Below are 20,471 nucleotides of genomic sequence, written 5' to 3' on the forward strand. Positions count from 1 at the left end.
CGTTTTTTTTATCCGATCAGGTTGCTGATTTATGTTCGAAAACCTATTACAAAATCTGGGGCTCTCCGCCTTCAGCCTCAAGGGCTTCGGTCCGTTGTTGATGGAAGGCACCTGGATGACCATCAAATTATCGGTGTTGTCGCTCTTGGTAGCCGTCTTGCTCGGCTTGCTGGGCGCCAGTGCCAAACTGTCCAAAGTCAAACTGGTGCGCGTGCCGGCGCAGGTCTACACCACGCTGATTCGCGGCGTGCCGGATCTGGTGCTGATGCTGTTGATTTTCTACAGCCTGCAAACCTGGCTGACGTCGTTAACCGACTTCATGGAATGGGAATACATCGAGATCAACCCGTTCAGCGCCGGGGTCATTACCCTGGGCTTTATCTATGGCGCGTACTTCACCGAAACCTTTCGCGGGGCGATCCTTGCCGTGCCACGGGGTCAGGTCGAAGCCGCAACCGCTTATGGCCTCAAGCGTGGCCAGCGTTTCTGGATCGTGGTGTTCCCGCAAATGATGCGTTTTGCCCTGCCAGGTATAGGCAATAACTGGATGGTGATGCTCAAGGCCACTGCGCTGGTGTCCATCATCGGCCTCGCCGACCTGGTCAAAGCCGCTCAGGACGCCGGCAAAAGCACCTATCAACTGTTCTACTTCCTGGTGTTGGCCGCGGTGATTTACCTGCTGATCACCAGCGCCTCCAATGTCGTCCTGCGCAAGCTTGAACGCCGCTACGCCGCCGGCTCCCGGGAGGCCGTACGATGATCGAACTCTTGCAGGATTACTGGAAACCCTTCCTTTATACCGACGGTTACCACATTACCGGCCTGGCCATGACCATGTGGTTGCTCAGCGCGTCGATCTTCATCGGTTTTCTGGTGTCGATCCCGCTGTCCATCGCCAGGGTTTCGCCCAAGGTCTACGTCCGTTGGCCAGTGCAGTTCTACACCTATCTGTTTCGCGGGACGCCGCTGTATATCCAGTTGCTGATTTGCTACACCGGCATCTACAGCCTGGCGGCCGTGCGCGCCCAACCGGTACTGGATGCGTTCTTTCGCGATGCGATGAACTGCACCATCCTGGCCTTCGCCCTCAACACCTGCGCCTACACCACGGAGATCTTCGCCGGGGCGATTCGCAGCATGGCGCACGGTGAAGTCGAGGCGGCCAAGGCCTACGGTCTGTCGGGTTGGAAGCTCTATGCCTACATCATCATGCCGTCGGCCCTGCGTCGTTCGTTGCCTTATTACAGCAACGAAGTGATTCTGATGCTGCACTCGACCACCGTGGCGTTCACTGCGACCATCCCGGATGTCCTGAAAGTCGCTCGTGATGCCAACTCTGCGACCTTTCTGACCTTTCAGTCGTTCGGCATCGCCGCGCTGATCTATCTGACAGTTACCTTTGCGCTGGTCGGCCTGTTCCGTCTTGCCGAACGCCGATGGCTGGCCTTCCTCGGGCCGACTCACTAGGACAACTCGTAAATGCGCCATCAGATTCATGACCTGCTGGCCCCGCTGCCGGGGACCGCGCGACAGATTCACAGCTTCCACTTCGGCCCGGAATCGGCCAAAGGCAAGATTTACATCCAGTCCTCCCTGCATGCCGACGAACTGCCTGGCATGTTGGTGGCCTGGCACCTCAAGCAACGTCTGGCGGAGCTGGAAGCCGCCGGTCGGCTGCGCAGTGAAATCGTGTTGGTGCCCGTGGCCAACCCGGCCGGCCTGGAACAAGTGTTGATGGACGTTCCACTGGGCCGCTACGAGCTGGAAAGCGGGCAGAACTTCAATCGCTGGTTCGTCGACTTGAGCGAAGAAGTCGGCAACGAGATCGAAGGCCGGCTCGGCGACGATCCGCAACGCAACCTCGAATTGATCCGCGACAGCCTGCGCAAGGCTTTGGCACGGCAAACCGCAGGCACTCAACTGCAATCCCAACGCCTGACCCTGCAACGGCTGGCCTGCGATGCGGACATGGTGCTGGACCTGCATTGCGATTTCGAAGCCGTGGCGCACCTCTACACCACGCCCGAGGCCTGGCCTCAGGTCGAGCCGCTGGCGCGGTACATCGGTGCCGAAGCCAGCCTGCTGGCCACCGATTCGGGTGGCCAGTCGTTCGACGAATGCTTCACCCTGCTCTGGTGGCAATTGAAGGAGCGCTTCGGCGAACACTTCGATATTCCGCTGGGCAGTTTCTCGGTCACCGTCGAATTACGCGGCCAGGGCGACGTCAATCACCCGCTGGCCAGCCTCGATTGCCAGGCGCTGATCGATTATCTGATTCATTTTGGCGCGATTGCCGGTGAGCCGGCGCCACTACCCGAATTGCCCTACCCGGCTACACCGCTGGCCGGTGTCGAACCCGTGGCAACGCCTGTGGGCGGACTGCTGGTGTTCACGGCCCTGCCTGGTGAGTACCTGGAGGCCGGACAACTGATCGCCGAAGTCATCGACCCGATCAATGATCGCGTCACCCCTGTTCATTGCACCGCTGCCGGGCTGATGTACGCCCGCTCCCTGCGGCGCATGGCCACTGCTGGCATGGTGATCGCCCACGTCGCGGGCACCGAAGCCTATCGCAGCGGCTACCTACTTTCGCCTTGAGGATGCATGCCCCATGTACAAACTGACCATCGAAGGCCTGCATAAAAGCTATGGCGATCATCAGGTGCTCAAAGGCGTTTCGCTCAAGGCCAAAACCGGCGACGTCATCAGTCTGATCGGCGCCAGCGGCTCGGGCAAAAGTACCTTCTTGCGCTGCATCAATTTTCTCGAACAACCCAACGACGGCGCCATGAGCCTGGACGGCCAGACGATCCGCATGGTCAAGGATCGCCACGGCATGCACGTCGCCGATGCAGATGAACTGCAGCGGATCCGCACCCGCCTGGCCATGGTGTTCCAGCACTTCAACCTGTGGAGCCACATGACAGTGCTGGAAAACATCACCATGGCGCCGCGCCGGGCGCTCGGTTGCAGCAAGAAAGAGGCCGAAGACCGTGCCCGACGTTACCTCGACAAGGTTGGCCTGGCGGCACGCGTGGCGGACCAGTACCCGGCGTTCCTTTCAGGCGGCCAGCAACAACGGGTAGCCATTGCCCGCGCGCTGGCCATGGAACCGGAAGTCATGCTGTTCGACGAACCGACCTCCGCGCTGGACCCGGAACTGGTGGGCGAAGTGCTCAAAGTGATCCAGGGCCTGGCCGAAGAAGGCCGGACCATGATCATGGTCACCCACGAAATGAGCTTTGCGCGCAAAGTGTCGAGCCAGGTGCTGTTTCTGCATCAGGGCCTGGTGGAAGAAGAAGGTGCGCCGGAAGATGTGCTGGGCAATCCGAAGAGTGAGCGGTTGAAGCAGTTTCTCAGCGGCAACCTCAAGTAAGAAATCACAGGTTTCGCCTACTGCTACGGATTACCGTAGGAGCTTGCGAAGCCTGCGATCTTTTGACGTTGTTTTTTTTAAGAGCCTTCGGCAGCTCCTATGGGTATCAGACCACAGGCGCGGGAGGCGGCTCATCCGGCAGCGTGGGTTCGCCGGGTTCTGTCGGATCTTCGTTGGGGGTGTCGGGATCAGGCTGATGGGGGATGCCCCCCGCCATGCTGACAGGCGGATGTGCCAACAAGGACCAGGCCAGCATGCCAACCTGATTGGGCTCAAGCCTTGCCAGTTCGGCACTTATTCGCGGATCGATCTTCATGAAGCACTCCTGAGCGATGGCCCGATACGCATTGCGCGAATCGGAGCAGTACATTCCATAGAGTGTACGCCCGCTCAGGAATTCCAACGGTTTGTCAGACGGCTGACTCAGGTACGCGGCAGGGTCACGCCACGCTGGCCCTGGTACTTGCCGCCACGATCCTTGTAGGAGACCTCGCACTCTTCGTCCGACTCAAGGAACAACATCTGCGCCACGCCTTCGTTCGCGTAGATTTTCGCCGGCAGATTGGTGGTGTTGGAGAACTCCAGGGTCACGTGACCTTCCCACTCAGGCTCGAGCGGCGTGACGTTGACGATGATGCCGCAACGCGCGTAGGTGCTTTTACCCAGGCAAATGGTCAATACGTTACGCGGGATGCGGAAGTATTCGACGGTGCTGGCCAGAGCGAAGGAGTTCGGCGGAATGATGCACACGTCGCTGTGGATGTCGACGAAGCTGCCAGCATCGAAGTTTTTCGGGTCGACGATCGCCGAATTGATGTTGGTAAACACCTTGAAGTGATTGGTGCAACGCACATCGTAGCCGTAGCTGGACACGCCGTAGGAGATCACACGGCTATCGTCGCTGCCGCGCACCTGGCGCTCGACGAAAGGCTCGATCATGCCGTGCTCTTGCGCCATGCGGCGAATCCACTTGTCCGATTTGATGCTCATGGCGGGGTGTCCTGAATAGCGAGGTGGAAAAATTCTGTCCGGCATCTTACCGGGCAGGCGCTTCGGGTTCAAAGTCCGGAAGAGAATTCTCGCCGATCCCCATAAATTCCGGGCCTTCACCGCCATTCGATGCACCGTAGGTCATGAAAACAGAGAAACCTTCGCAAGAACCATTGGCACGTTCCGGAAAAAGGGTTAAGGTGGCGCCACTGTGCTGCTTGTGTCACTGAGAATCTCTACACGATATGTTGAATTTCGATCCAACCATCTACAAGAATTTTTCCTGCTCTTTGCACTCAGTCTCGGCCAGGGTTCTTCCTGCGTCGCAGTTATCTTTGTTCAAGGAGTTACACCATGTCTAATCGCCAAACCGGTACCGTTAAGTGGTTCAACGATGAAAAAGGCTTCGGCTTCATCACTCCACAATCCGGTGACGACCTGTTCGTTCACTTCAAAGCTATCCAATCCGACGGCTTCAAAAGCCTGAAAGAAGGCCAACAGGTCTCTTTCATCGCTACCCGCGGTCAGAAAGGCATGCAAGCTGAAGAAGTTCAAGTTATCTAACTTGTAACTGCTTTAGTAAAAAGCCCCGCCCTTAAAAGCGGGGCTTTTTTGTGCCTGCGTGTTTCGCATGGCCAAAAAAGATCGCAGCCTTCGGCAGCTCCTGCACAGGATTGACGTATACCCGGTAGGAGCTGCCGAAGGCTGCGATCTTTTGATCTTTCAGCGCGTTACCAGGCCACGCCAAACCCTGCGGTGTATCGGGTCTTGCTCAGATCAGCCTCATCGCTACCGCTGATGATGTCTCTCTCGGCCTTCAGGTTCAGCGACGCCCAGTCGGTGACTTTATAGCGCAGGCCGACCTCGGCATCGAGAGCGTAATCCGCCACGTCCGACAACGGTTTTCCGACCTCACCCTTGGTGAAGAACTCGACCTTCTTGCCGATCAGGTAGCGGTTGTAATCCCACTTCATTGCCAAGGAATAGAAGTTTTCCTTACGGCCATTGGAATACTCGTAATCCGTGTTATTCAGGAGCGACCCCAGGGAGAAGGCGCCCAGCTCGTTATCCCAGAATTGATAACCGGGGCCGGTGCCGATGGTGCGTTGACGGGAGAGCTCTTCGACCTTGTCACGCTTGTAGTTCAAACGCCCTTGCCAGAACCACTTCTCGGTGAGGAATCGGTCCAGAGAATATTCGGCACGCCAGTTATCAGTGGTGACGACGTCATCCTGGAACTCGCGGTTGTACTCACCTTCCGCCGTATGACGCCACCGACCATGACGCGCGCTGGTTTTGAAGCCGACGTCATAATCATCGGTATCTTTTTCGGCCCGTCGATAATCCAGTGCCATATCGACATTACCTTTCCACACCAAATCCTCGACCACCGGCTTGGGCTTGAGCATCTGCTGAATACTGGCCAGCTCCACAGTCTTGGGGCCATCGCCGTTGGCCAGGGTGACCTTGCCATCTTCTGCCGCGTGCAGCGACTTGGCCTTCTCGCCGGTGTAGGCATCCTGCTTGACCAGCATTTGCTGATCGCTTTCCAGGGTTTTGACCTCTTTCCAGTCAATCGGAACCGCCCCGGCATACTGCGTCTGGATCAACAGCTTGCCACCGTCGAAGAGCGTGATTTTGCCACTCAATTTGTCACCGTTCTTCAACCAGACGGTATCGGCGAGCAAGGGAGTGGAAGCACTGACGACAGCGAGACACAGCAAGGTTCTGGACAACATAAGCGAATCAAAAGCTCAACTTTGCGAAAAAAAGTCGGCATTATCCGTAGGAATAAAGCCCTAGCAAGCACTGACCCGACTATTTCTATTGAGTTCATTTCTCAATTGGCGATCCAGGATTTACTCTACAGACGGTAATGCGCATTTTTTCAGGAAGCCCGGGATGTGACCGACTCAACCGCTGAAACCGAAAGCGCAGCGCAAATCCGACGCACGGCGCTCTACCTGACGCTGGCGCAAGTGCCTGAGGGCAAAGTCGTGAGTTATGGCCAGCTCGCAGAGTTGGCTGGACTGGGTCGCGCTGCCCGCTGGGTCGGGCGAACGCTGAGCCAATTGCCCGGTGACACCAAATTGCCCTGGCATCGCGTGCTGGGTGCCGGCGGTCGGATCAGCCTGCCCGCGGGCAGCCCGTCAGGGGATGAACAACGGGCCCGATTGCGCACGGAAGGCGTTAGTGTCCTGAACAATCGTGTTGATATTCAGCGCCATGGCTGGCGCCCGGTAGAGCACAGCGGTTAGAGTGCGCGCTTTGTTTCCGTAATTCTTGAGGCAGACTCCAGCCCATGCCCCGTAAAACCTGGCGCGCCGCGCTCGCCGCCTATGCCAGCCCCTCAACGCTCGTGCTGTTGCTGCTTGGTTTCGCCGCCGGCTTGCCCTACATGCTGGTGTTTTCGACGCTTTCAGTGTGGCTGCGCGAGGCCGGTGTTGCCCGCGAAACCATCGGCTATGCAAGCCTGATCGGCTTGGCCTATGCCTTTAAATGGGTCTGGTCCCCGCTCCTCGACCAATGGCGCCTGCCATTCCTGGGCAAGCTCGGTCGACGACGCTCGTGGCTGGTGCTGTCCCAGGCGCTGGTGATCATCGGCCTGGTCGGCATGGGTTTCTGCGACCCACAAAAGCACTTGTCCTGGCTGATCGCCATAGCCGTGGTCGTCGCTTTCGCCTCGGCAACACAAGACATTGCAATCGACGCCTATCGCCTGGAAATTGCTGAAGACAGCCGTCAAGCAGCGCTCGCGGCCAGCTACATGTCCGGCTATCGGGTCGCAGCACTGTTGGCCACCGCCGGTGCCCTGTTCTTCGCTGAAGGCTTCGGCTCCACCGGTTTCAACTACAAGCATTCGGCATGGGCCGGCACTTATCTGCTGTTCGGCGCGCTGATGGTCCCGGCACTGCTGACCTCCATCTTCATGCGCGAACCACCAGTGCCGCTGCGAACGCAACTTCAGGCCGGACGTTACAGCTTCGTGCACCAATTGGCGTCGGTGTTCGTGTTGATCGTGCTGCTGGTTTCGGTGCCGGCCATGTTCACCCAGTTCTACTACACCGACTTCGCCAGCGTGCTGTTCAACGGCGTGAGCCTGCTCGACCTGCTGCTCGAAGACCGCGCCTTCCTGCGGGCGATCCTCTATACCACGCTCACCGCCCTGTGCTTGTCGACCATGGGCCGCCGTGGCCTGGCGCCGGTGCTGACACCGGTCAACGACTTCATTCTGCGTTACCGCTGGCAAGCCCTGTTGTTGCTCGGGCTGATCGCCACCTATCGGATGTCCGATACGGTCATGGGCGTAATGGCGAACGTGTTTTACATCGACCAGGGATTCACCAAGGATCAGATTGCCAGCGTCAGCAAGATTTTCGGCCTGATCATGACGCTGGTCGGCGCCGGCATGGGCGGACTGCTGATCGTGCGCTTCGGCATTCTGCCCATCCTGTTCATTGGCGGCGTTGCGTCGGCCGGCACTAACCTGCTGTTCCTGATGCTGACAGACATGGGCGCCAATCTGCAGATGCTGATCGTCACCATTTCGCTGGATAACTTCAGCTCGGGCCTGGCGACGTCGGCGTTCGTTGCTTATCTGTCGAGCCTGACCAACCTCAAGTTCTCCGCCACCCAATACGCCCTGCTCAGCTCGATCATGCTCTTGCTGCCACGCCTGATCGGCGGCTACTCTGGGGTCATGGTGGAAAAATTCGGCTATCACAACTTCTTCCTGATCACCGCCCTGCTGGGCGTTCCGACCTTGCTGTTGATCGCCTTGCATTGGTTTCAGGAAAACCGCCGCGCAGGGCCGACGCCGACGCCGGAACCGGTTCAGACCCCGGTCACGGAAGAATCGTAGGTTCTTCAAGCCGCAAGCATCGCAGAGGGCGAGCAGATTCTCGCCCGCCTGCCACACAGCCAGCCGCACTCCTGTACGCCAGCGGATCTCGCCCGTACAATGCTCCGTCATTTCTCGTTATCAGCAACCGACAACGGCCAACCATGCGCACCAGTCAATTTTTGCTCGCCACACAGAAAGAAACGCCTTCCGATGCGGTCGTCATCAGCCATCAGCTGATGCTGCGCGCCGGCATGATCCGCAAACTCGCCTCGGGCCTGTACACCTGGCTGCCCATGGGCTTGCGAGTGATGCGCAAGGTCGAAGCCATCGTGCGTGAAGAAATGAACGCCGCCGGCTCTCTCGAAGTGTTGATGCCGAGCACCCAACCGGCTGAGTTGTGGCAGGAATCGGGTCGCTGGGAAGAATACGGCCCTGAATTGCTGCGTTTCAAGGATCGCCATGGTCGTGACTTCTGCGCAGGTCCCACTCACGAAGAAGTCATCACCGACCTGATGCGTAACGAATTGAGCAGCTACAAACAGCTGCCGATCAACCTGTATCAGATCCAGACCAAATTCCGTGACGAAATTCGCCCACGCTTCGGCTTGATGCGCGGCCGCGAATTCATCATGAAGGACGCCTATTCGTTCCACGCTGATCAGCCTTCGCTGCAGGTCACCTACGATCGCATGCACCAGGCGTACTGCAATGTGTTCACCCGTCTGGGCCTGAAATTCCGTGCTGTCGAAGCCGACAACGGCTCGATCGGTGGTGCCGGCTCCCACGAATTCCACGTGCTGGCCGAATCCGGCGAAGACGACATCGTCTTCAGCAACGGTTCCGACTACGCCGCGAACATCGAGAAAGCCGAAGCCGTGCCGCGGGAAACCTCTCGCGCCGCACCGACCGAAGCGCTGCGCCTGGTTGACACGCCGAACGCCAAGACCATTGCGCAACTAGTCGAAGGCTTCAACCTGCCGATCGAAAAGACCATCAAGACCCTGGTGGTGCACGCCGAAGAGCAAGGCAAGCTGATTGCCCTGATCATCCGTGGCGATCACGAGCTGAACGAAATCAAGGCCGCTAACCAGCCTGGCGTAGCCAGCCCGCTGGTCATGGCTTCCGAAGCTGAACTGCGTGACGCCATTGGCGCCGGCGCTGGTTCCCTCGGTCCGTTGAACCTGCCACTGCCAATCATCATCGACCGCTCCGTCGAGCTGATGAGCGACTTCGGCATCGGTGCCAACATCGACGACAAGCACTACTTCGGCGTGAACTGGGAGCGCGATCTGCCGGTTCCAACCGTCGCCGACCTGCGCAACGTCGTGGCCGGTGACCCGAGCCCTGACGGCAAAGGCACCCTGGAAATCAAGCGCGGCATCGAAGTCGGGCACATCTTCCAGCTGGGCAACAAGTACAGCAAAGCGATGAAGTGCGAAGTGCTGGGCGAGAACGGCAAGCCGGTCACCCTGGAAATGGGCTGCTACGGCATTGGCGTATCCCGCGTGGTGGCTGCCGCCATCGAACAGAACAATGACGACAACGGAATCATCTGGAGCGACGCTCTGGCTCCGTTCCAGGTTGCTCTGGTTCCGCTGCGCTACGAAACCGAACAGGTTCGCGAAGCCACCGACAAGCTCTACGCAGAGTTGACCGCCGCCGGTTTCGAAGTACTGCTGGACGACCGCGACAAGAAAACCAGCCCGGGCATCAAGTTCGCGGACATGGAGCTGATCGGCATTCCACACCGGATCGTGGTCAGTGACCGCGGCCTCGCCGACGGTAATCTGGAATACAAGAGCCGCACCGAGGCCGAGGCGCAAGCGCTGCCGGTCGCTGACGTGCTGTCCTTCCTCCAGGCCCGTATCCGCCGCTGACACCAGATAGAGACGTCATGTTCAAGCGAAACACCTTAGGCCTCGGTGGTGCCGCCCTGTGCGGCACCCTGCTGGTCAGCGGCTGTGCCAATCACATGTCACAACGCAGCGAGAACGAGGAGCGGGTCGAGCGCAAATTGCTCGATCACAGCCTGCAGATCGATGTCGGCGAGCCCAAGGTGCTTGAGCTGCCGCAACGTCGGGTGAAAATCCACGAGCAGAAAACCTTCGAAGTCACCGAGTTCGAGGTCACGCGTCACTATGATCGCTATACGCCTTACCAACCCTGGCGGGAGATCTATGAGATCCCGCTGGGCGCGGTGGCGGTGGTGGCCGGTGTCGGTGCGAACGTGGTCAACGTGTTCGCCCTCGGCAATCTGCCCGACAGCGTGACGAAGGACTGGCTCAGCTACGGTTTCGCCGGGCTCAACCCGTTCATGAACGTGCAATCCCATGGCCGGGCGCAACAGAACCTGGCGGGCATCGACGAAGTCCAGCGCGACAAGCGCACGGAATACTCGAGCCTGCCGTGGAGCGAGCGCCCGGTGCAGGTCAAGGCCGGCAAGAACACCTTCGAACTGAGCACCGACCGTAACGGCGTGTTGCGCCTGAACCTGCTGGACAGCCCGTTCGCCGAAAATGATCTCAACCATCTGGGTAAGCTGCAGATCAGTGTCGAGGACAGCAAGGACGATGTGCACACCGACTCATCCCTGGCAATCAGCAGCAACTTGCGCGGCAAGCTACTCGAAGCGCATGGGCTGATTTACGACGACCTCGAAGACGACGAAGTGAGCCAGTGGGTGCACCGGGTCAAACGTCTGTCGGAATTGGGTCTGGAAGAAGAGGCCAGCGAGCTGGAACAGAGCCTGATCGAACTGACCCGCAACGATCCTGAGTTGCAAACCGAATTCCTCAAGTCACTGACCAAGGATGCCGGGCGACTGGTGGCGGATCCGGGACCGAATTAAAGTCAAAAGCTTCGCGGGCAAGCCTCGCTCCTACAGATATGGCATGTTCCCTGTAGGAGCGAGGCTTGCCCGCGAAGAGGCCCGGACATTCAACGCTGAACTACCGCTCAAACAACTCCATCTGCTCAAACCCGCCCCGCAAATCCTCCAGCCTCACCCCAACCCCCAACAACCGCACCGGTTTCCCGCCGCGATTGAAAGCCTGGGTCAGCAACAACTGATAACTCCCCAGATCCCGCCCTGCCCCGGCCTGCTCCAAAGTCGTCTGGGTAAAATCATGGAATTTCACTTTGACGAACGGCTTGCCCGGTCGATAGCTGCTATCGATCCGTGCCATGCGGCCTTTCAGGGACTCCAGCAACTCGGGCAATTTATCCAGACAGCTCACCAGATCCGGCAGGTCCACATCGTAGGTATTTTCGACGCTGATCGATTGCCGACGACTGTCGTTGTGCACCAACCGCTCATCGATCCCACGGGCCAGACTCCAGAGTCGCTCGCCAAAGCTGCCGAATTCGCGCACCAACGCCAATTTGCTCCACTCGCGTAATTGCGAGCAATCGACGATCCCGAGCTTGCCCAGTTTATCGGCGGTCACTTTGCCTACACCGTGCAGCTTGCTCACCGGCAAACCGCTGACAAAATCCTCCACTTGATCCGGCGTGATCACGAACAAGCCGTTAGGCTTTTTCCAGTCACTGGCGATCTTGGCGAGAAACTTGTTCGGCGCCACGCCGGCCGACACCGTGATGTGCAACTGATTGGAGACCCGGCGGCGAATGTCCTGGGCGATTCGCGTGGCACTGCCACCAAAATGCGCGCTGTCCGACACGTCGAGGTAGGCCTCATCCAGGGAAAGCGGTTCAATCAGGTCGGTGTAATCGCGAAAGATCGTATGAATTTCCTTCGACGCTTCTCTATAGGCATCCATGCGCGGCTTGACGATGGTCAGGTCCGGGCACAGCTTCAAGGCATGCCCGGAAGACATGGCCGAACGTACGCCATACGCCCGTGCCTCATAGTTGCAGGTGGCAATCACTCCACGCCGATCCGCCGAGCCGCCCACCGCCAATGGCTTACCGGCCAGGCGCGGATCGTCACGCATCTCGATGGCGGCGTAGAAACAGTCACAATCGACGTGGATGATTTTTCGCTGAGTCATATAAAAGCGATATTCATGGCGAAGAAACGAAGTATTGGCGAATCGTAGCGGCAGTATCTCACTGACACCTGTATATAGCACCAGTACTCTGAATGTTCTTTTCCAGTTGTAGGAAATGTACCAGGAATTTGTTTTCTCAATCGAAACCGCTCTACCGATAGAGCTGCAGGCCTTGCCCCGCCTGCGTTTCAGGCCATCCACCACGTCTCTTAACGCACCTAAGCACTTGAACAGGAACAGGTTTTTCAGGATTTAAGGTTGACAGCCCGGCGATCCTCTGTAGAATGCCGACACACAGACGCGGGATGGAGCAGTCTGGTAGCTCGTCGGGCTCATAACCCGAAGGTCGTCGGTTCAAATCCGGCTCCCGCAACCAAACATCAAAAAAGGCTACTCGAAAGAGTGGCCTTTTTTGTGCGCGCCTGTTTTATAAAAAAACAGCGGTCGATGCCTCACGGCATAGAAATAAGAAATCGTTCTGATTCCGAAACTTAGGTCTCCCCCGCGACCGTTCGCCGCTGATTCACGCTTATTTGATCTATCCTTGGATTAACGGTTGACACTCCGGCGTTCGCCTGTAGAATGCCGCCACACAGACGCGGGATGGAGCAGTCTGGTAGCTCGTCGGGCTCATAACCCGAAGGTCGTCGGTTCAAATCCGGCTCCCGCAACCAAACATCAAAAAAGGCTACTCGAAAGAGTGGCCTTTTTTGTATCTGTTGAAAAAGTCCTTTCGCAACAATGATCTGTCACTGTGTAGTGAGCCGTTCGGGATCGCCAGACTGTGAGTTCAGACTGGCTGAACCGCAGAGCAAAACCCTCTATGACTGGTGACGTGCCATCACCGCTACCCGGTGAGACGCGTTAATATTTGTGATTATTTTTTTCTACAGGGATTGGTAACTTGGCTGGATACCCCCATCCTGTCGCGCACAATCCAAGAGGTGATTGATGCGCGCCAACTCGTCTGATCCACAAGACACCGTCACAGCGACACAACCGATCAAAGCCGAGCGCCTGCGCTTGCTGGATCGAATCAGCAAATACCGTCAGCCCATCGGGCTGGCCGTCACTCTGCTGTTGTTCGCTATCGCGCTGATTGCCTGTCGTCATCTGCTGAGCGAACTCGATCTGTACGCGCTGCACGACTCGATCCTGGAAGTGCCTAAACCGGCCTTGCTGGGCGCGTTCGGCGCGACCGTCATCGGCTTCATCATTCTGCTGGGTTATGAATGGTCGGCCAGCCGTTATGCCGGCGCGACGCTGGCGCCGCGAATACTGGCACTGGGCGGTTTTACCGCCTTCGCCATCGGCAATGCCATCGGCCTTTCGCTGCTGTCGGGCGGCTCGGTTCGCTACCGCTTATATGCACGTCATGGTGTGGGCGCTTCGGAAGTCGCGCACATGACGCTGTTTGCCAGCCTCTCGCTCGGTTGCGCCCTGCCGCCCCTGGCCGCCCTCGCCACGCTCAGCAACCTGCCTGCCGCCTCCGTGGCCCTGGGCTTCTCCGAAACGTTGCTGGGCGCGATTGCAGTGGCCGTGCTGCTGCTCGCCACGGTATTGGCCATCGGTATCTATCGCCGTCGCCTGCCGGAACAGCCTTACCCGGACAATCTGCTGGTCAAGGTCGGTCGCCGCACCTTGCGCCTGCCAGGTCGTCGCCTGACGTTCCTGCAACTGGTCATCACTGCCCTGGACGTGGCCGCCGCCGCGACGGTGCTCTATCTGTTGCTGCCGGAAGCGCCGCCCTTCGGTGCGTTCCTGCTGGTCTATCTATTGGCTCTGGCCGCTGGCGTGCTCAGCCATGTGCCGGGCGGTGTCGGGGTATTCGAAGCGATTTTGCTGGCAGCCTTCGCCGACAAGCTCGGCGCCGCGCCACTGGCTGCCGCCCTGCTGCTCTACCGTCTGATCTACGTGGTGTTGCCGCTGCTGGTGGCTTGCGTATTGCTGCTGGTCAACGAAGGCCAGCGCCTGTTTCAGACACGCCAATCCCTGCGTGCCGCATCAGGCCTGGCCGCGCCGATTCTGGCGGTGCTGGTGTTCCTGTCCGGCGTGGTGCTGCTGTTTTCCGGCGTGACGCCAGAGATCGATACACGCCTTGAACACATCGGTTTTCTGATCCCGCATCGCTTGGTCGACGCCTCGCACCTGGGCGCCAGCCTGGTGGGCGTGCTCTGCCTGCTACTGGCTCAGGGCTTGCGTCGACGTCTGTCGGCCGCGTGGATGCTGACCACCATTTTGTTGCTGGTCGGTGCCGTGCTCTCCCTGCTCAAAGGGTTCGACTGGGAAGAAGCTTGCCTGATGACCCTGACGGCAAGCCTGCTGGGGGTTTTCCGGCGTTCGTTCTATCGCCCCAGTCGCCTGACCGAAGTGCCGTTTTCGCCGCTGTATCTGGTGGCCAGCCTCTGTGTCCTCGGCGCATCGATCTGGTTGCTGCTGTTTGCCTATCAGGACGTCCCCTACAGCCATCAACTCTGGTGGCAGTTCACCCTCGACGCCGACGCCCCGCGAGGCTTGCGCTCGTTGCTCGGTGCCGCGGTGCTGCTGATGGTGGTATCCCTGACCTGGCTGCTGCGTACCGCGCGTCCGATAATCCACTTGCCAACGCCCGATGAACTGGAGCGTGCGGTAAAAATCCTCATGGCCTCGTCGCAGCCCGACGGAGGTCTGGCCCTGACCGGTGACAAGGCGCTACTGTTTCACCCCAACGACGAGGCGTTTCTGATGTACGCTCGCCGTGGCCGCAGCCTGGTGGCGCTGTATGACCCGATCGGCCCGACCCAGCAACGGGCGGAAATGATCTGGCAGTTCCGTGACCTGTGCGATCTCCACCACGCCCGCCCCGTGTTCTATCAAGTGCGCGCCGAGAACCTGCCGTACTACATGGACATCGGCCTGAGCGCGATCAAGCTCGGCGAAGAAGCCCGGGTCGATCTCAAGCGTTTCGATCTCGAGGCCAAAGGCAAAGAGATGAAGGACCTGCGCTACACCTGGAATCGCGGCACCCGTGACGGCCTGTCGCTGGAGATCCATGAGCCGGGGCAAGCGCCGATGGACGAGCTCAAGGTGATTTCCGATGCCTGGCTGACCGGCAAGAATGTGCGCGAGAAAGGCTTCTCGCTCGGGCGTTTCAGTGATGACTACCTCAAGCACTTCCGGGTCGCGGTGATTCGTTTCGAAGGGCGCCCGGTGGCGTTCGCCAACTTGCTCGAGACCTACGGCCATGATCTGGCCAGCCTCGACCTGATGCGCGCACACCCCGACGCTCCCAAGTTGACCATGGAGTTCATGATGGTCGGCCTGATTCAACATTATAAAAACCATGGATACGCGCGCTTCAGCCTGGGCATGGTGCCGTTGTCGGGGTTGCAACCCCGCCGCGGCGCGCCCCTGACCCAGCGCTTGGGCTCGATGGTGTTCCGCCGTGGTGAGCAGCTGTACAACTTCCAAGGTTTGCGCCGCTTCAAAGACAAATTCCAGCCCGACTGGGAACCCCGTTATATGGCCGTGCCCGCCGGACTCGATCCGCTGGTTGCCCTGGCCGACACTGCCGCCCTGATTGCGGGCGGCTTGACTGGATTGGTGAAACGCTGATGATTCAACGCTCCCTGCGGTACGTACTGGCCACACTGGTAGTGCTGGCCCTGATAGCTGGTGGCGGTTACTGGTACCTCAAACGCCCGGCGCCAGAACCAACCCTCGAACTGCTGACGCCGGCCGATGGCGCCGCGATGACCCGTGTCACCCCCGGCACCACGCCGCGCGCCCAGGTGCTGGTGGCGGTCAATGAAGACCAGAGGCTCAGCGACAAACAATTGCTGACCCTGAGCCGCAGCGGCTCGGCGCAGATCGTCCAGGTGATCCTGCCCAAGGACTGCACTCAGCAAAGCCTTGCCCTGCAAGCAGGCCTCAATCAACTCAAAGGCCCGGCGACCCTGGTCAGCGGCATCGGCCCTGGCGCCGTGCTGGCATGGCGCTGGCTGGCCGAGCAGAAGGACGACAAGGCCCAGGCCATTTCAGTTGACCTGGCCATGGAAAAACCCGATGGCTGCACTCACCTGCTACCAAAAAGCGCCGCCCACGGCCACTGGCTGGTGGCCTGGAACGACAACCCGGACGACACCAGCGCTGGCTTCGTGCGTGACCAGCCCAATGCCGAAACCAGCATCAGCGACTACGACATCAACCTGCCGCAAGTGCTGAACAACGAACTGCGCAAGCTCCTCGTCGGTGGCGATAAAGCCGCCGGCGGCTTGCAGATCCCGGTGGTCGAAGTGCCGGCCGGTCAGGCCAAGGACACCGTCACCCTGTTCCTCTCCGGCGATGGCGGCTGGCGCGACCTGGACCGCGACGTGGCGGGCGAAATGGCCAAGATCGGCTACCCGGTGGTCGGCATCGACACCCTGCGCTACTACTGGCAGCACAAGAGCCCGGAACAAAGCGCTCTGGACCTGACCGAACTGATGCAGCACTACCGGCAGAAATGGGGCACCAAGCGCTTCGTCCTGACCGGTTACTCATTCGGCGCGGACGTCCTGCCCGCCATCTACAACCGCCTGCCGGAAGCCGAACAACAGCGGATCGATGCAATCATCCTGCTGGCCTTCGCCCGCACCGGCAGCTTCGAGATCGAAGTCGAAGGCTGGCTCGGCAACGCCGGCAAAGAAGCCGCCACCGGCCCGGAAATGGCCAAGCTGCCGCCTGCAAAAGTGGTGTGCATCTACGGTGAGGAAGAAGTCGACGAGAGCGGCTGCACCGACAAGACCGCCGTGGGCGAAGCGATGAAACTGCCTGGCGGCCATCACTTCGACGAGAACTACCCGGCGCTGGCCCAGCGTTTGGTGGATGCCATCGAGAAACGTCAAGCGAAGGAGACGGCGGCGCAGGAGTGAGCTGAGCCGCGCCGAACAAAAAGCCCCCGCAGCCTTATGGTTACGGGGGCTTTTTCATAGGTACGCAATTAACCATGCACCGCAGATCCCTGTGGGAGCGGGCTTGCCCGCGATGGCGGTATGTCTGACACATCAATGTCGGATCTGCCGCCGTCATCGCGGGCAAGCCCGCTCCCACAGGATCCGCGCTGCACTCAGATAAATGGCTACAAAGAAGCCCCGCTGCCACAAGGCAACGAGGACTTTTTATTTAGAGACGCCGCTCTGCTGCGTCGTAGACCTCTTCGTCCTGTCGTGCACCGACGGCGACAATCAAAACCTGAATCGCCTTCCCGTCGACTCGACAAACAATACGCGTATCGCCAGTCCGGATCCTTCTACAGCCTGCCAGATGCCTACAAAAAATGAGCCGAACGTCTTGTGAATGCTTACGCCACGTTTAGTTTTGTTTACTTAAGGTGTCGCAATATCGGATGACGCCCGCAGACCTTGTAGGCAAACTCCGAATCTCGCGTTTGGGCACTTTGCTGCCTTGTTGGGCTTTTCTTCGACGGGATACTCTCAGGACGTCGCTGACCATTCAGTGATCGGGCTTGGAAACCCGTCGAACCAAAGCGCACCAGCGCCCGATCAAGACTGCAGACGTTTTTACGACTGCAATCCTGAGTTCTGGCGGCTGTGCGTGGGACGCCTTTGGGCGTGCCGGTTCCTTGGTTCCCGGTTTTCCAACCTGCGTACAGCCGCCACCTATTCGCTTGGAAACGAAAGTGTCGGCTCCTCGAACCTTGGAGTAACACAATGACGAAAACAGATTCATCCGCGATTTCAGACCTAAAAACCCTCGGCTTCACCCCGCTCATCTACTGCTCGGATCAGGCCTTATTCAACGTCCGCGCCGGCGTCCCCATCGTTGATGCATTGTCACAAGCCTCCGACCTGCTGTTCCTCGCCAAATCATTCACCGAGGATGCAGCCTACGTAAAAGACACCGACCGTCACGCCTGGGCCGCGCATTATTTGACGGTTATGTCCAAGGCAGTGATTGATGATGTGGTGAAGGTGCTGACACCTCGACCTGCTCGGACAAAGACCGAATCTGAAGAAGAGCTGCCTGAACGCAAGTAAAGATGCCAACACCGCAGATCCCTTGTGGGAGCGAGCCTGCTCGCGATGAGGCCATTACATTCAACATCTGCGTTGGCTGACAGATCCTCATCGCGAGCAGGCTCGCTCCCACAGGGGATTGTCAGTGGATTCAAGTCATCGGACAAAAAAAAGCCCCCGCAACCTTCATGGCAACGGGGGCTTTTTCATGTGGCTTACATCTCGACTTGCGTACCCAGCTCAATCACCCGGTTCAGCGGCAAATTGAAGAACCGCAGGTTGCCGTTGGCATTCTTCAACATGAAGGCGAACAACGCCTCGCGCCAGCGGGCCATGCCTTCGAGTTTGGAAGCGACGATCGTTTCGCGACTGAGGAAGTAAGTGGTACGCATCGGAGAGAAATCCAGCTCATCGAGATGGCACAGTTTCAAGGCCTCGGGCACGTCAGGCTCATCGATGAAGCCAAAGTGCAGGATCACCCGGAAGAATCCCTCGCCATAGGAATCGACCTCGAAGCGCCGCTGCGCAGGTACGCGCGGGATGTCTTCGTACATCACAGTCAACAGCACCACCTGCTCGTGCAGCACCTGGTTATGCAGCAGATTGTGCAACAAGGCGTGGGGCACCGCGTCCGCGCGGGCGGTGAGGAAGACCGCCGTGCCCTGAACCCGGTGGGGCGGTTGCACTCGGATGCTGCCGATAAAGACCGGCAGCGGCAACCCGCCCTCATCGATGCGCCCGACCAGCAACTCCTTGCCGCGCTTCCAGGTGGTCATCAGGACAAACAACACAATCCCCGCCAGCACCGGAAACGCACCGCCCTGGATGATCTTCGGCACGTTGGCGGCGAAGTACAGCCCGTCCACCAGTAAGAAGCCGATCAGCAGCGGAACGGTCAGTAGCGGTGGCCATTTCCACAACAGCAACGCCACTGCCGACACCAGGATGCTGGTGATCAACATGGTTCCGGTCACGGCCACGCCATAAGCCGACGCCAGGGCACCCGACGATTCAAAGCCCAGCACCAGCAGGATCACGCCGACCATCAGCGCCCAGTTCACCGCCCCGATGTAGATCTGCCCCTGTTCGGCACTGGAGGTGTGCTGAATACGCATGCGCGGGATGTAACCCAGCTGGATGGCCTGGCGGGTCAGCGAAAATGCGCCAGAGATCACCGCTTGGGAAGCGATCACCGTGGCCAGGGTCGACAGCACCACCAGTGGCACCAGGGCCCAGCTCGGGGCCAGCAGGTAAAACGGGTTGCGCGCCGCCTCTGGATTTTCCAGCAGCAAAGCCCCCTGACCGAAGTAATTGAGTACCAGACCCGGCAGCACCAAGGCGAACCAGGCACGGGCAATCGGCTTGCGGCCGAAATGGCCCATATCGGCGTACAACGCTTCGGCGCCCGTCAAGGCCAACACCACGGCGCCGAGGATCGCCACGCCCATGCCCGGGTGAACGACGAAAAAGCGCACACCCCAGGCCGGGTTCAAGGCGTTGAGCACTTCCGGGTGCTGAGCAATGCCTTGAATGCCCAAGCCCCCAAGGACCACGAACCACAGCACCATCACCGGCCCGAACAGTTTGCCGATCCGGTCGGTGCCATGTTTCTGGATCAGGAACAGGGCCACCAATATCACCAACGACATGGGCACAACCCAGCGCTCAAGGCCATCGAAGGCGACTTCCAGACCTTCCACTGCCGATAGAACCGAAATCGCCGGGGTAATCATGCTGTCGCCATAAAACAGCGAGGCACCGATCAGCCCGAGAATCACCAATATGGAACGCAATTTTGGATAGGGCGTCGCAGCCCGACGAGCCAGCGCGGTCAGCGACATGATGCCGCCTTCGCCCTGGTTGTCGGCACGCAGGATGAACAATACGTACTTGATCGAGACCACCCAGATCAGCGACCAGAAAATCAACGCCAGAATACCGAGGACACCGTCATGATTGACTTGCACGCCGTATTGCCCGGAGAACACTTCTTTCATGGTGTACAACGGGCTGGTGCCGATGTCGCCGTAAACCACCCCCGCCGCCGCCACCAGCATACTGATCGGCTTCGCCGCCGAATGCCCGTTCGCGACCGCCTGATTACTTGCCTGCCCCATCCAAAACTCCTACTACTCAGACCCGGACTTCTTATAAGAAGCACTATGCTTTGCCGTGCAGCATGCGCTGTTTTACTTAAGGTTACAGACGATTTGTTGACTGTAAAAATTCGGTAAAGCGTAACGGCGCGAAGCATA

General features: G+C 59.0%; 17 protein-coding genes and 2 tRNA genes. 14 read left to right on the plus strand and 5 right to left on the minus strand.

The features are described 5' to 3' along the window. Positions 1 to 31 precede the first annotated feature (31 nt). From KGB14_RS03335 to KGB14_RS03350, 4 genes are read left to right on the plus strand one after another with little or no spacing between them, the layout of a single operon-like run. Positions 32 to 760, plus strand: coding sequence for an ABC transporter permease (locus KGB14_RS03335; protein ID WP_223484089.1), 729 nt, complete (start codon positions 32 to 34; stop codon positions 758 to 760). Continuing rightward, positions 757 to 1,467 (plus strand): ABC transporter permease, encoded by a 711-nt coding sequence (locus KGB14_RS03340; RefSeq protein WP_223484090.1) that lies wholly within the window; start codon positions 757 to 759, stop codon positions 1,465 to 1,467. The genes KGB14_RS03335 and KGB14_RS03340 overlap by 4 nt, the downstream gene beginning before the upstream one ends. Before the next feature lie 12 nt (positions 1,468 to 1,479). Beyond that, on the plus strand, positions 1,480 to 2,598 hold the full coding sequence (locus tag KGB14_RS03345; RefSeq protein ID WP_223484091.1) for a succinylglutamate desuccinylase/aspartoacylase family protein: 1,119 nt from the start codon (positions 1,480 to 1,482) through the stop codon (positions 2,596 to 2,598). Between the two features lie 13 nt (positions 2,599 to 2,611). Further along, on the plus strand, positions 2,612 to 3,376 hold the full coding sequence (locus tag KGB14_RS03350; protein ID WP_223484092.1) for an ABC transporter ATP-binding protein: 765 nt from the start codon (positions 2,612 to 2,614) through the stop codon (positions 3,374 to 3,376). A 106-nt stretch (positions 3,377 to 3,482) separates the two neighbouring features. On the opposite strand, the gene KGB14_RS03355 is transcribed toward KGB14_RS03350, so the two are convergent. Then, positions 3,483 to 3,692 (minus strand): hypothetical protein, encoded by a 210-nt coding sequence (locus KGB14_RS03355; protein WP_223484093.1) that lies wholly within the window; start codon positions 3,690 to 3,692, stop codon positions 3,483 to 3,485. 107 nt (positions 3,693 to 3,799) lie between these two features. Next, positions 3,800 to 4,366, minus strand: a complete 567-nt coding sequence (gene dcd / locus KGB14_RS03360; RefSeq protein WP_007904652.1) for a dCTP deaminase — start codon at positions 4,364 to 4,366, stop codon at positions 3,800 to 3,802. A gap of 354 nt (positions 4,367 to 4,720) precedes the next feature. Here dcd and KGB14_RS03365 point away from each other — a divergent pair, with 354 nt between their 5' ends. After that, on the plus strand, positions 4,721 to 4,930 hold the full coding sequence (locus tag KGB14_RS03365) for a cold-shock protein (RefSeq protein WP_002554837.1): 210 nt from the start codon (positions 4,721 to 4,723) through the stop codon (positions 4,928 to 4,930). A 167-nt stretch (positions 4,931 to 5,097) separates the two neighbouring features. Here the strand turns inward: KGB14_RS03365 and KGB14_RS03370 are convergent, their stop codons facing one another. Beyond that, positions 5,098 to 6,105 (minus strand): DUF481 domain-containing protein, encoded by a 1,008-nt coding sequence (locus tag KGB14_RS03370; RefSeq protein WP_223484094.1) that lies wholly within the window; start codon positions 6,103 to 6,105, stop codon positions 5,098 to 5,100. 165 nt (positions 6,106 to 6,270) lie between these two features. Between KGB14_RS03370 and KGB14_RS03375 the strand changes: the two genes are divergently transcribed. The 4 genes from KGB14_RS03375 to KGB14_RS03390 all read left to right on the plus strand — a co-directional run bounded on the left by KGB14_RS03375 (position 6,271) and on the right by KGB14_RS03390 (position 11,058). Next, positions 6,271 to 6,624 (plus strand): MGMT family protein, encoded by a 354-nt coding sequence (locus tag KGB14_RS03375; protein ID WP_223484095.1) that lies wholly within the window; start codon positions 6,271 to 6,273, stop codon positions 6,622 to 6,624. A 44-nt stretch (positions 6,625 to 6,668) separates the two neighbouring features. Then, positions 6,669 to 8,228, plus strand: coding sequence for an AmpG family muropeptide MFS transporter (locus KGB14_RS03380; RefSeq protein ID WP_223484096.1), 1,560 nt, complete (start codon positions 6,669 to 6,671; stop codon positions 8,226 to 8,228). Between the two features lie 143 nt (positions 8,229 to 8,371). Next, the gene (locus KGB14_RS03385; protein ID WP_223484097.1) at positions 8,372 to 10,087 is read left to right on the plus strand and encodes a proline--tRNA ligase; all 1,716 of its coding nucleotides are present in this window, start codon (positions 8,372 to 8,374) and stop codon (positions 10,085 to 10,087) included. Between the two features lie 17 nt (positions 10,088 to 10,104). Next, positions 10,105 to 11,058 (plus strand): hypothetical protein, encoded by a 954-nt coding sequence (locus KGB14_RS03390; RefSeq protein WP_223484098.1) that lies wholly within the window; start codon positions 10,105 to 10,107, stop codon positions 11,056 to 11,058. Between the two features lie 100 nt (positions 11,059 to 11,158). Here the strand turns inward: KGB14_RS03390 and dinB are convergent, their stop codons facing one another. Then, on the minus strand, positions 11,159 to 12,220 hold the full coding sequence (gene dinB, locus KGB14_RS03395) for a DNA polymerase IV (RefSeq protein ID WP_223484099.1): 1,062 nt from the start codon (positions 12,218 to 12,220) through the stop codon (positions 11,159 to 11,161). A 299-nt stretch (positions 12,221 to 12,519) separates the two neighbouring features. Between dinB and KGB14_RS03400 the strand changes: the two genes are divergently transcribed. The 5 genes from KGB14_RS03400 to KGB14_RS03420 all read left to right on the plus strand — a co-directional run bounded on the left by KGB14_RS03400 (position 12,520) and on the right by KGB14_RS03420 (position 18,237). Then, positions 12,520 to 12,596 (plus strand) — tRNA-Met (locus tag KGB14_RS03400). Between the two features lie 221 nt (positions 12,597 to 12,817). Beyond that, positions 12,818 to 12,894 (plus strand) — tRNA-Met (locus KGB14_RS03405). 277 nt (positions 12,895 to 13,171) lie between these two features. Beyond that, positions 13,172 to 15,814 carry a bifunctional lysylphosphatidylglycerol flippase/synthetase MprF gene (mprF, locus tag KGB14_RS03410; RefSeq protein WP_223484100.1) on the plus strand — a complete coding sequence of 881 codons (2,643 nt, stop codon included), beginning with the start codon at positions 13,172 to 13,174 and terminating at the stop codon, positions 15,812 to 15,814. After that, positions 15,814 to 17,112 carry a virulence factor family protein gene (locus KGB14_RS03415; RefSeq protein WP_223484101.1) on the plus strand — a complete coding sequence of 433 codons (1,299 nt, stop codon included), beginning with the start codon at positions 15,814 to 15,816 and terminating at the stop codon, positions 17,110 to 17,112. Before mprF ends, KGB14_RS03415 begins: the two co-directional genes overlap by 1 nt. Before the next feature lie 798 nt (positions 17,113 to 17,910). Continuing rightward, a complete protein-coding gene (locus KGB14_RS03420) occupies positions 17,911 to 18,237 on the plus strand; it encodes a DUF3077 domain-containing protein (RefSeq protein WP_223484102.1) in 327 nt (108 codons plus the stop codon). A gap of 194 nt (positions 18,238 to 18,431) precedes the next feature. Here KGB14_RS03420 and KGB14_RS03425 read toward each other — a convergent pair whose 3' ends face one another. Next, positions 18,432 to 20,333 carry a potassium transporter Kup gene (locus KGB14_RS03425; RefSeq protein ID WP_223484103.1) on the minus strand — a complete coding sequence of 634 codons (1,902 nt, stop codon included), beginning with the start codon at positions 20,331 to 20,333 and terminating at the stop codon, positions 18,432 to 18,434. Positions 20,334 to 20,471: the final 138 nt, after the last annotated feature.

The sequence above is a fragment of the Pseudomonas sp. A-RE-19 genome, assembly GCF_019956555.1.
Lineage (GTDB): Bacteria > Pseudomonadota > Gammaproteobacteria > Pseudomonadales > Pseudomonadaceae > Aquipseudomonas.